This is a genomic window from Pseudomonas sp. CC11G, assembly GCF_056174845.1.
Genome location: NZ_JBWBZC010000029.1, coordinates 1 through 12327 on the forward strand (window position 1 = coordinate 1; position 12327 = coordinate 12327).

The 12327-nt window shown below is 59.8% G+C and carries 6 protein-coding genes and 3 pseudogenes; 6 read left to right on the forward strand and 3 right to left on the reverse strand.

Annotation, left to right across the window (positions count from 1 at the left end):
• Positions 1 to 1582, reverse strand: a pseudogene (locus tag AC0V2S_RS24245) (phosphoethanolamine transferase); the annotation flags it as partial.
• A gap of 367 nt (positions 1583 to 1949) precedes the next feature.
• Here AC0V2S_RS24245 and xdhA point away from each other — a divergent pair.
• The 4 genes and pseudogenes from xdhA to guaD all read left to right on the forward strand — a co-directional run bounded on the left by xdhA (position 1950) and on the right by guaD (position 8321).
• Positions 1950 to 3400 (forward strand): annotated as a pseudogene (gene xdhA, locus AC0V2S_RS24250) (xanthine dehydrogenase small subunit).
• Positions 3393 to 5785: pseudogene (gene xdhB / locus AC0V2S_RS24255) on the forward strand (xanthine dehydrogenase molybdopterin binding subunit). The pseudogenes xdhA and xdhB overlap by 8 nt, the downstream one beginning before the upstream one ends.
• A 277-nt stretch (positions 5786 to 6062) precedes the next feature.
• Positions 6063 to 6896 carry a xanthine dehydrogenase accessory protein XdhC gene (gene xdhC / locus AC0V2S_RS24260; protein ID WP_475511952.1) on the forward strand — a complete coding sequence of 278 codons (834 nt, stop codon included), beginning with the start codon at positions 6063 to 6065 and terminating at the stop codon, positions 6894 to 6896.
• Between the two features lie 123 nt (positions 6897 to 7019).
• Positions 7020 to 8321 carry a guanine deaminase gene (gene guaD / locus AC0V2S_RS24265; protein WP_475511953.1) on the forward strand — a complete coding sequence of 434 codons (1302 nt, stop codon included), beginning with the start codon at positions 7020 to 7022 and terminating at the stop codon, positions 8319 to 8321.
• 131 nt (positions 8322 to 8452) lie between these two features.
• On the opposite strand, the gene AC0V2S_RS24270 is transcribed toward guaD, so the two are convergent.
• Complete coding sequence (locus tag AC0V2S_RS24270) at positions 8453 to 9220, reverse strand: GntR family transcriptional regulator (protein ID WP_475511995.1); 768 nt, start codon at positions 9218 to 9220, stop codon at positions 8453 to 8455.
• 611 nt (positions 9221 to 9831) lie between these two features.
• On the opposite strand from AC0V2S_RS24270, the gene AC0V2S_RS24275 reads away from it, so the two are divergent.
• Positions 9832 to 11175, forward strand: a complete 1344-nt coding sequence (locus AC0V2S_RS24275) for an NCS2 family permease (protein WP_475511954.1) — start codon at positions 9832 to 9834, stop codon at positions 11173 to 11175.
• A gap of 81 nt (positions 11176 to 11256) precedes the next feature.
• Positions 11257 to 11886, forward strand: a complete 630-nt coding sequence (locus AC0V2S_RS24280) for a LysE family translocator (protein ID WP_475511955.1) — start codon at positions 11257 to 11259, stop codon at positions 11884 to 11886.
• 56 nt (positions 11887 to 11942) lie between these two features.
• Here AC0V2S_RS24280 and uraH read toward each other — a convergent pair whose 3' ends face one another.
• Positions 11943 to 12296, reverse strand: a complete 354-nt coding sequence (uraH, locus tag AC0V2S_RS24285) for a hydroxyisourate hydrolase (protein WP_475511956.1) — start codon at positions 12294 to 12296, stop codon at positions 11943 to 11945.
• Positions 12297 to 12327 lie beyond the last annotated feature (31 nt).

Genomic DNA, 12327 nt, shown 5'->3' on the forward strand with positions numbered 1-12327 from the left:
CGTACACCTTGGTATTCACCTGCCAACCCCAGCATCGAGCTGAACAAATTGTCCTGGCTCACCGGCTGCTCCCGCTGGGCGCGCAAGCAGTCAGCATCCATCTGAAACTCCTGCTGATAGCTATCCGAGAACCACGCCACCATTCCCACATGCTTCTGCTGCTCGGGCGCCATCATGTACGGCGTGCCGTGCAGGTACAGGTTGTATTCGCCCAGCGACTCACCGTGGTCAGACATATACAGCATGGCGCTGTCGACCTTGCTCTGGTTGGCGCGCAGCACGTCGATCAGGCTGGATAGCACATGGTCGGTATAAAGGATGGTGTTGTCGTAGCCGTTCACGATGCTTTCCCGCGAGCATTCATTCAGCGCGTTACTGGTGCACACCGGGGTGAATTGTTCGAAGGATTTCGGGTAGCGCTTGAAGTATTCCGGGCCATGGCTGCCCATCTGGTGCAGCACCAGCACGGTGTCGTTTTTAAGGTTGTCGATAAACCCTTGCAGGCCTTGCAGCAGAATTTCGTCATGGCATTCGCTGTTGGCGCACAAGGTCGGGTCTTTGAGGTTGCTGACGTCTTCGAAATTCACCCGGTCGCAGGTGCCTTTGCAGCCAGACTGGTTGTCGCGCCACACCACGTCCACCCCGGCACGCTTGATTACATCCAGCAGGCCTTCCTGGGAGTACGCCTTGGTGGCGCTGTAATTGGCGCGGCCCAAGTCGGAGAACATGCAAGGCACAGACACGGCAGTTTCGGTTCCGCAGGAGTGTGCATCCGGGTAGGCGATTACGCCGTCCTGGGCCTTGAGTTTCGGCGTGGTATTGCGGTCGTAGCCGAGGATGCCGAAGTTATCGGCGCGGGCGCTTTCACCCACCACCACCAGCACGGTGAGCGACTTGTGCCGACGGCTCGCCCACGCCGGGGCTTTCACGGCGTCTTCGCCAATCTTGCGGAACGGTTGGCTGTCGGTGCTTATTTGCTCGCGCACGAACTGTACGAAGCGCCCACGTAGTTGCTCGGCACCACCATCAAGCGCAGCTCGTGGTGGTTGCGAAACAACGACGACAGCCCTTGGTAGTTGACCATCGCAACCACACCCAGAACCGCCAGACAGGCCCCCGCCACCAGCAGTTTGGTTAACAGTTCGCGAGGCCAGGCGCGGTATTTCACCGGCGTGGCCCACAGCAGCGCGACCGGAATAATGCCCAAAAACAGCACATAGGCGGCCAATTTGAGCGACAACAGGTCACGCACTTCGGTGGGATTGGTCTGAACGGCGTTGCGCAGCATGCCCAGATCGATCAGTACGCCGTACTGGTTCATGAAATAGGCCACCCCGGCGCTGATAAGCAGCAGCACGGTCAGTACCGGTTTGAGCACCCAGCGAAACGCCAACACGGTCAGCACCAGGTTGAACAGCGCCAGTACGATAAGGCCGAAGGCCAGGCGCATCATCAGGCCGGAAGCGGTGCTCGGGGTGATGGTGAACAGGTGCCCCCACAGCACGGAGTTGCAGGCCAACAGAAGAAACGCACTGCCGATCAGGGTCAGCAGTTCCGGGCGTATGGCCTTTACTTTCAATATCGAGTTCACGTTCGGGGTCCACCATCAGTTGATGGGTGCGGATCCTAGAAACGAAGCGATCAAATTTTCGTGAAAAAAACCTGAATAAACGGTTGGCCAGAATTGCCTACCGCTCACGGCGAACAAGCGCCTGACATAACTATAGGAAAACCTGATTGCCAGGCACGCGGATTGCTTGACTAAAGAGTCAAATATTTTATTGACCCAAAAGTCAGAATTCTCTAAATTCGCAAAACAAACCCATCGGCTCTTCACCCCTCTCCCGCGTGCGGGAGAGGGGCCGGGGGTGAGGGCAAGCCGTTACGCAACCTCGCTCCCCAAAAAAGTTGCGTGCCATAAAAAACAAGAAAGTGCCTGGAGGTCGTCCTTGATCCAGTTTTTACTCAACCGTGAGCTGCGTACTGAGCAGCGTCTCGACCCAAATGTCACTGTGCTCAATTACCTGCGTGAGCACGTGGCCAAACCGGTACCAAGGAAGGTTGCGCTTCCGGTGACTGCGGCGCCTGTACCGTTGTGGTGGGTGAACTGGACAACTCGTCCGGCACCCCGCGTATTCGCTACCGCACCCTCAACTCCTGCCTGACCTTCGTTTCTTCGCTGCACGGCAAACAGCTGATCAGCGTTGAAGACCTGAAGCACCAGGGCCAATTGCACAGCGTTCAGCAAGCCATGGTCGATTGCCACGGCTCGCAGTGCGGCTTCTGCACCCCAGGCTTTGTGATGTCGTTGTTCGCGCTGCAAAAGAACAGCGATGGCTTCGACAAGGGGCAGACCATGGAAGCCCTGGCCGGCAACCTCTGCCGTTGCACCGGCTACCGCCCGATCATCGACGCCGCTGAGCAAGCCTGCTGCCAGAAGCAGCCGGACCAGTTCGACGCCGCCGAAGCCGAAACCATCGCCAAGCTGCAGGCCATCGCGCCGCAGGAAACTGCCGAGCTCAACAGCGGCGATAAACGCTGCCTGCTGCCGCTCACCATCGGCGACCTGGCCGACCTCTACACCGCCAACCCACAAGCGCGCTTGCTGGCCGGTGGTACCGACCTGGCTCTGGAAGTCACCCAGTTCCACCGTGAACTGCCAGTGATGATCTACGTAGGTCACGTGGAAGCGATGAAACGCGTCGAGATCACCGACGATGCCATCGAGATCGGCGCCGCTACTGCGCTGTCTGATTGCTACGGCGCGCTGGCCAAGGAATACCCGGACTTCGGCGACCTGCTGCACCGCTTCGCCTCCTTGCAGATCCGCAACCAGGGCACCCTGGGCGGCAACATCGGCAACGCCTCGCCCATCGGCGATGCCCCTCCCCTGCTTATCGCCCTCGGCGCCAGTGTGGTGCTGCGCAAAGGCGGCCAGACCCGCAGCCTGCCCATCGAAGATTACTTCCTCGATTACAAGGTGACGGCCCGTCAGGAAGCCGAGTTCATCGAAAAGGTGATCGTGCCCCGCCACCAGACCAACCAGGCGTTCCGCGCCTACAAAGTGTCCAAGCGTCTGGATGACGATATTTCCGCCGTGTGCGCGGCCTTCAACATCGTCGTCGCCGACGGCGTAGTGCAAAGCGCCCGCGTTGCCTTCGGCGGCATGGCGGCCATTCCGAAACGCGCGGCCGCCTGCGAAGCCGTGCTGCAAGGCGCCGCCTGGTACCCGGATGTGATCGAACAAGCGTGCGAAGCCCTGGCCAAGGACTTCAGCCCGCTGAGCGACTTCCGCGCCAGCAAGGAATACCGCCTGCTCACCGCACAGAACCTGCTGCGTAAATTCTTCCTCGAGCTGCAAGCTCCAGACGTCGAAACACGGGTGACCGCTTATGTCTAACCACCACGCCCCGAAAAGCCAGGAAGAGCTGGCCGAACTGTTCCGCGCCGGCATCACCACTGGCGTCGGCAAGAGCGTTAAACACGAAAGTGCCGACAAGCATGTGTCCGGCGAAGCCGTGTACGTAGACGACCGCCTGGAATTCCCGAACCAGCTGCACGTGTATGCCCGCATGAGCGACCGCGCCCATGCCCGCGTCACCAAGATCGACGTGTCGCCCTGCTACAACATTCCGGGCGTGGCGATTGCCATCACCCATAAAGATGTACCCGGCCTGCTGGATATCGGCGCCGTTGCGCCCGGCGACCCGCTGCTGGCCGATGGCCTGGTGCAGTACGTTGGCCAGGTGGTAATTGCCGTGGCCGCCGACTCCCATGAAAACGCCCGCAAAGGCGCCATGGCGGCGATCATCGAATACGAAGACCTGGAGCCGGTGCTCGACGTGGTCGAAGCGTTGCGCAAGAAACACTTCGTGCTCGACAGCCATCAGCACAAGATCGGCGACTCGGTGAGCAAGCTCGCCACGGCCCCGCACCGCCTGCAAGGTTCGCTGCATATCGGCGGCCAGGAACACTTCTACCTGGAAACCCAGATTTCCTCGGTAATGCCCACCGAAGACGGCGGCATGATCGTCTACACCTCCACGCAGAACGCCACCGAAGTGCAAAAACTGGTGGCCGAAGTGTTGGGCGTGCCGATGCACAAAATCGTCATCGACATGCGCCGCATGGGCGGCGGTTTCGGCGGCAAGGAAACCCAGGCCGCAAGCCCGGCGTGCCTGTGCGCAGTGATTGCCCACCTGACCAAACGCCCGACCAAAATGCGTCTGCCGCGTGTGGAAGACATGCAGATGACCGGCAAGCGTCACCCGTTCTACGTCGAGTACGACGTGGGCTTTGACGACGACGGCTTGCTGCACGGTATCGAGATCGAGCTGGCCGGTAACTGCGGCTACTCGCCCGACCTGTCGAACTCCATCGTCGACCGCGCCATGTTCCACTCCGACAACGCCTATTTCCTCGGCAACGCCACTGTGAATGGCCATCGCTGCAAGACCAACACCGCGTCGAACACTGCCTACCGCGGCTTCGGTGGCCCGCAGGGCATGGTGGCGATCGAAGAGATCATGGACGCCATTGCCCGCGACCTCGGCAAAGACCCGCTGGAAGTGCGCAAGCTCAACTACTACGGCAAGACCGAGCGCAACGTCACCCACTACCACCAGACCGTCGAGCACAACGTTATCCACGAGATGACCGCCGAACTGGAAGCCAGCAGTGACTACGCCAAGCGCCGTCTCGAAATCGCCGAATTCAACAAGAAAAGCCCGGTACTGAAGAAAGGTCTGGCGCTGACCCCGGTTAAATTCGGTATCAGCTTACCGCCAGCTTTCTCAACCAGGCCGGCGCGCTGATTCACATCTACACCGACGGCAGCATCCACCTGAACCACGGTGGCACCGAGATGGGTCAGGGCCTGAACACCAAAGTGGCGCAGATCGTCGCCGAAGTGCTGCAGGTGGATATCGCCCGTATCCAGATCACCGCAACCAACACCGACAAAGTGCCCAACACCTCGCCGACCGCTGCGTCCAGCGGCGCCGACCTGAACGGCATGGCCGCCAAGAACGCGGCCGAAACCATCAAGGCGCGCCTGGTGGACTTCCTGACCCGCGAATACCGCGTGAGCCCCGAAGACGTGGAGTTCAGCAACGGCCAGGTGCGCGTGCGTGACCAGTACCTGTCGTTTGAAGAGATGATTCAGAAGGCCTACTTCGGCCAGATCTCGCTCTCGGCCACCGGTTTCTACCGCACACCAAAGATTTTCTACGACCGCAGCAAAGCCGCTGGCCGGCCGTTCTACTACTTCGCCTACGGCGCTGCCTGCATCGAAGTGATCGTCGACACCCTGACGGGCGAGTACAAATTCCTGCGCGGCGACATCCTGCATGACGTCGGCAACTCGCTGAACCCGGCCATCGACATCGGCCAGGTGGAAGGCGCGTTCGTGCAAGGCCTGGGTTGGCTGACCATGGAAGAGCTGGTGTGGAACGCCAAGGGCAAGCTGATGACCAACGGCCCGGCGAGCTACAAGATTCCGGCCATTGCCGACATGCCGCTGGACCTGCGCGTAAAGCTGGTGGAAAACCGCAAAAACCCGGAAGACACCGTGTTCCACTCCAAGGCCGTGGGCGAGCCGCCGTTCATGCTCGGCATCGCTGCCTGGTGCGCCATCAAGGACGCCGTGGCCAGCCTGGCTGACTACCGCGTGCAACCCCAGATCGACGCCCCCGCCACTCCTGAGCGCGTGCTCTGGGGTGTGGAGCAGATGAAGAAAGTGCTGAAGGCGCAGAAGGCCGAAACCACCGCAACAGAACCGGCCTAAGCAAAACCAGTGTGGAGAGGCTTCAGCCTCGATCTTTTGATCTTAAAAGCATCGAGGCTGAAGCCTCTCCCACAGGTAATACGATTGACCCAAAAAAACGGTGAACAACAATGACAACACACACCGCACAGACAACGAAGCCAGCCGCGCCACAGAGCACTGAAGCTCTACCGCGTCTGGTCTTACTGGAACAGCCCGCTGACGCGCCATCGAAAGCCGATGACGACTGGCGCCTGTCCCGTTCCGCCAAACCGCTTCGCACCTGGAGGCTGAGCAAATGAGTTGGATCAGCGCCCTCGCCGACTTGCAGCAACAGGGCCAGCCCTGCGTGCTGGTCACTATCATCGAAGAACTCGGCTCTACCCCGCGTAACGCCGGCTCGAAGATGGTCGTGACCGCTGACCGTATCTACGAAACCGTAGGTGGCGGCCATCTGGAATTCAAAGCGATGGAGCTGGCCCGCGAAATGCTCGTCAGCCGCACCCAGGACACCCGCCTGGAGCGCTTCAGCCTTGGCGCGAGCCTGGGCCAGTGCTGCGGCGGCGCCACCGTGCTGCTGTTCGAGCCCATGGGGCAACCACAGGCGCATATCGCCGTGTTCGGTGCCGGCCACGTCGGCCGCGCCCTGGTGCCGCTACTGGCCAGCCTGCCGTGCAAGGTGCAGTGGATCGATTCGCGCGAAAACGAATTTCCCGAGCACATTCCCCACGGCGCCACCAAGGTGGTGAACGAGGAAGTGGTGGATGAGGTAGAAAACATGCCTCCGGGCAGTTACTACATCGTCATGACCCACAATCATGCGCTCGACCTGGAACTGACCGCCGCCATCCTCAAGCGCAACGACTTCGCCTACTACGGCCTGATCGGTTCGCAGACCAAGCGCGTCAAGTTCGAACACCGTCTGCGCGATCGCGGTTTTACGCCCGACGTCATGCAGAAAATGCGCTGCCCGATGGGCATCGCCGAAGTCAAAGGCAAGCTGCCGGTCGAGATCGCCATCTCCATTGCCGGTGAAGTGATCGCCACCTACAACGCCAACTTTGGCCAGGGCGAAAAGAGCGGCGAAAGCGTCGCCAAACTCATGCCCGCCTCGCGCCGCGCCAAGGCATAAAAAATGCGATGTTGGGCTTCGCCTGCGGCTCAACCCAACCTACGGTTTCGGCGTAGGTTGGGTTGAGCGCAGCGAAGCCCAACAGCCCCCGAACACCAATAAATACGCACCACGAGACTGCCCATGACTAGCCATGTAAAAGCCTACCGCGCCGCCATCCTGCACAGCATTGCCGACCCCGCCCTGGTGGGCGACGCGCAGTCCTATGAGTATTTCGAAGATGGCGTGCTGGTGGTCGACAATGGCCAGGTGGCCAAGATCGGCCACGCCAAGGATCTGCTGCCAACGCTCAACGGCGTGGACGTTATCGAATACCGCGACGCACTGATCACCCCAGGCTTTATCGACACCCATATCCACTACCCACAAACCGGCATGATCGCCGCCTACGGCGAGCAGTTGCTGGATTGGCTGAATACCTACACCTTCCCCACCGAAAAGCAGTTCGCCGACCCGGCACACGCCGCCGATGTGGCGAACATTTTCCTCAAGGAATTGCTGCGTAACGGCACCACCACCGCCCTGGTTTTCGCCAGCGTGCACAAGCAGTCGGTAGACGCCTTCTTCGAGGCCAGCCAGGCCCTGAACCTGCGCATGATTGCGGGCAAGGTGATGATGGACCGCAACGCGCCGGACTACCTGACCGACACCGCGCAATCGAGCTACGACGACAGCAAAGAGCTGATCGAACGCTGGCACGGCAAGGCACGCCTGCACTACGCCGTCACCCCGCGCTTCGCCCCGACCAGTACCCCGGAGCAGCTGACTGCCGCCGGCAAACTGCTGGCTGAATACGACGGCCTGTATATGCACACCCACCTCTCGGAGAACGTCGACGAGATCGCCTGGGTGAAGTCGCTGTTCCCCGAGCAAAAGGGTTACCTGGATGTGTACGACCACTTCCAACTGCTGAGCGAGCGCTCGATGTTCGCCCACGGCGTGCACCTGTGCGACGAGGAATGCCAGCGTCTGGCCGAGACTGGTTCGGCCGTGTCGCACTGCCCGACGTCCAACCTGTTCCTCGGTAGCGGCCTGTTCAACCTCAAGCAGGCCGAGCAGTTCGGTGTGAATGTAGGCTTGGGTACTGACGTCGGCGCCGGCACCAGCTTCTCGATGCTGCAAACGCTGAACGAGGCTTACAAAGTGCAGCAGCTGCAACGCAACAAGCTGAGCCCGTTCAAGTCGCTGTTCCTGGCCACTTTGGGCGGCGCGCAGGCGCTGCGTCTGGACGACAAGATCGGCAGCTTCGCCACCGGTAACGACGCGGACTTTATCGTGCTCGACTACCACGCCACGCCCCTGCTGTCGTACCGCTTGCAGCAAGCCAAGAACCTGGAAGAGACGTTGTTTGTGCTGATGACGATTGGCGATGATCGGGCGGTGAAGGAGACCTTCGCAGCGGGCCAGAGCGTGCATAAGCGCTGAGGCCCAATCGAGGCTAAAGCCTCTCCCACAGGTCATCGAGGTTCATTGTGGGAGAGGCTTCAGCCTCGATGCTTTTGCTTCACCCAATAAAAAACCGCCCATCGAGGGCGGTTTTTTTATGGCCGGAGAACCTAGCGCGGCGCCGCTGAGCGCGGTGCTTTTTTCTTGGTCTGCAACAGGTGCGAGAACACCGCGTGCAAATCGTCCGAAGCGCTGTCTTCGTCCAGGTTGAGCTTGCTGTCGATGTGATCCATGTGATGCATCATCAGGCTCACCGCCTTCACCGCATCGCGGGCTTCAATCGCATCAATCAACTGGTTGTGTTCATCGTACGAGCAGTGCGAGCGGCTGCCGCTTTCGTACTGGGCGATGATCAACGAAGTCTGCGACACCAGGCTGCGTTGGAAGCTGATCAGCGGGGCGTTTTTCGCCGCCTCGGCCAGCTTGAGGTGGAATTCGCCGGAAAGACGAATGCCGGCGCCACGATCACCACGGGAGAAACTGGTTTGCTCATCGGCAACCATCTGGCGCAGTTCAGCCAGTTGCTCGGCGGTGGCGTGATCGACCGCCAACTCCGTGATGGCTCGCTCAACCATGCGGCGTGCGTAGAAAATCTGCCGGGCATCCTCAACGCTTGGGCTGGCCACTACCGCACCGCGGTTGGGGCGCAACAACACGACGCTTTCATGGGCCAGACGCGACAAGGCGCGGCGAATGATGGTGCGGCTGACGCCGAAGATCTCACCCAGCGCTTCTTCGCTCAGCTTGGTGCCGGGCGCCAGGCGTTGTTCAAGAATCGCGTCGAAGATGTGCGCGTAAACGACGTCATCCTGCGTGCCGCTGTGGCTGGCTTTACCAGCACGCGGTTGCTTCTTTAGGGGCTGCAATTGTTCGTTCATTCGGGCTCGCGTCAGAAGTTCTGCGGTCATGCGCGACTCTACTGCGTTCCCCCCCAGTGCTGGCAAGCCTTCGAAGGGAAAATAGAGGGTAAAAATACCCGCGCATTGTACACAATCGAAGCGGCAGCTCCTAACCCGCTCAATTCGCCCTCAGACCCTTCGCTATTTGCTATCGCCCTCTCCCCTACAGACGTTTTTAGTTTTTTCCGGCTTAACCAGACAAAAACACCGACGTTTTTACCTCAAAGAGCGTCTTTGCAACGCTCAAGCCGCGCTCAATCGTCGCCAACCCATTACTTAGCTAACAACCTATAAAAGCCTATCTATTTGTTTTAATTGATATTTTTATGCGAAACGAAACAAAACTGTCGCATACAATTTGCTTATCAAGCGATGGACAATCGATAAGAGCAATTTGCGCAACAGTGAAAACATTAATTGCTTTTTTTGTATACAAACGCATAATCGCGCTCGTGTGACTTCCTGACCAAAGAGTCAACAAAACACCAGCAAGCGCACCACGCAAGCCACCTACCTCAGAGCTCTGCCACCTTTCTTATAGGGATGCAGGACTCGGTGACCAAAATAAGAGAATTGAGGAGTACCCCGCTGTGGAAAGCACAAAACAAGAACAACTCTATGCCGCCAAGCCTGCGCGCACCGGCCTGCTGGAACGGCTGTTCAAGCTGAGCCTGCATGGCACCACCGTCAAAACCGAGCTCGCCGCCGGCCTGACGACCTTCATCACCATGGCGTACATCATCTTCGTTAACCCCAACATCATGGCCGACGCCGGCATCGATCACGGTGCGGCCTTCGTCGCCACCTGTATCGCTGCGGCATTTGGTTGCTTCCTGATGGGGCTCTACGCCAACTGGCCAGTTGGCTTGGCACCGGGCATGGGTTTGAACGCGTTCTTCACCTACACCGTGGTTGGCACCATGGGCTACAGCTGGCAGATCGCGTTGGGGGCGGTATTCCTCTCGGGCATTCTGTTTATGATCCTCACCTTCTCGCGTATCCGTGAATGGCTGCTCAACAGCATTCCGGCGAGCCTGCGCTTTGCGATGGGCGCCGGGGTGGGATTGTTCCTCGGCCTTATCGGCCTGAAAACCGCTGGCATCGTGGTCGCAAGCCCGGCCACCCTGATCAAGATGGGTGACCTCACCACCGCCGGCCCGCTGCTGGCAGCGATCTGTTTCCTGATGATTGCGGTGCTGGAATACCACCGTGTCTTCGGCGGCATTCTGATCAGCATCCTCACCGTTACCCTGATTGGCTGGGGGTTGGGTGAAGTGCAGTTCGGCGGCATCTTCTCCATGCCACCGAGCCTGGCACCGACCTGGCTGGCCATGGATATTTCCGGCGCGATGAACGTCGGCATGATCAGCGTGGTACTGGCCTTCCTCTTTGTGCATATGTTCGACACCGCCGGCACCCTGATGGGCGTTGCCCAGCGTGCGGGCCTGGTGGACGAGAACGGCCACATTGAAAACCTCAGCAGGGCCATGAAGGCCGACAGTACCTCCAGCGCCTTCGGTGCTCTGGTTGGCTGCCCGCCGGTGACCAGCTACGTGGAAAGCGCCGCTGGCGTGGCCTCCGGTGGCCGTACCGGCCTCACCGCCGTTACCGTTGGCGTGCTGTTTATTGCCGCGATGTTCTTCGCCCCGCTGGCCGGCATGATCCCTGCCTACGCCACCGCCGGTGCGCTGATCTATGTAGCGATGCTGATGATGAGCGGCATGGCGCACATCGACTGGGAAGACCACACCAACACCATCCCGGCGATCATTACCGTGGTGATGATGCCGCTGACCTTCTCGGTCACCGATGGTCTGGCCATGGGCTTTATCACTTTCGTGGTGCTGAAGCTGGCCACCGGCAAGCACAAGGAAATCACCCCGAGCTTGTATGTGCTGTCGATTATTTGCGCGGCGAAATTTGCCTTCTTGTAATCTCTGCACCACGGCTTAACCCGCAACAAAAAGCCCCGGCGTTCGAGCGTCGGGGCTTTGCTGCATTTGAAGAGAGACGATATGAACCTGGAAACCTGGCTGCTGTTTAGCAGCGCTGCGCTGATCGTGATTCTGATCCCTGGCCCGCTGTCGCTACTGATGGTCAGCAACAGCCTGAACTACGGCCTGCGCCGCTCGGCCCCGGCCTTTCTCGGCGGCGTCAGCGCTTCCATCTGTTTGCTCAGCGCTTCGGCGCTCGGCCTGGGTGCACTGCTGCTGGCCTCGGAAAAGCTGTTCAGCGTGCTGAAAGTGGTCGGCGCCTTGTATCTGTTCTACCTCGCCTACCAGAGCTGGCAAGAATCGCGGCAAGCCGCCAAACCGGCCCAGGCCGATGACCAACCGCTTGCCGCGCCAAGCCGGCGCAGCATGTTTCTCAAGGCCTTTGGCCTGGGTGCCAGCAACCCGAAAGACATTCTATTTTTTGCAGCCTTTCTGCCGCAGTTCATCAGTGCCGACGCGCCAATCCTCAGCCAACTGGCGGTGATGATTGCCACCTGGGCGGTGCTGGATCTGGGCTGCAAACTGTTTTATGGCTTGAGTGCACGCGGCGCGGCGAAGTTTCTGCGCTCGGGCAAGGGCCAGGTATGGTTCAACCGCATCAGCGCTGCGCTGTTTGCCGGGGCCGGCACGGCGTCGCTGTTGAGTCGGTAAGAGAAGGGAATAAGAAGTGCGGCGCCGGTTGAACTGAACCGGCGCCGCCACGCGGACTAGCTGCCGCGGTACGTCGAATAGCTATACGGCGAAATCAGCAGCGGCACATGGTAGTGATCCTGGCCGGCATCAATGCCAAAGCGCAGCACCACTACATCCAGAAACGCCGGTTCCGGCAGTTGCACACCACGGGCGCGGTAGTAATCGCCGGCGTGGAAATGCAGTTGGTAAACGCCTGAGGCGTAGTCGTCACCTTGCAGCACCGGCGCATCGCAACGGCCGTCATCATTGGTGTGCAGGGTGTTGATCAGGACCACGGAAGAGCCTTCTACGCGGTACAACTCAACCTTGATATTGCTACCTGGGCAGCCGTGAGCGGCGTCCAATACATGCGTGGTTAAACGTCCCATCGGTTTCGGGCAGCGGCGCCGGGCCTACTGC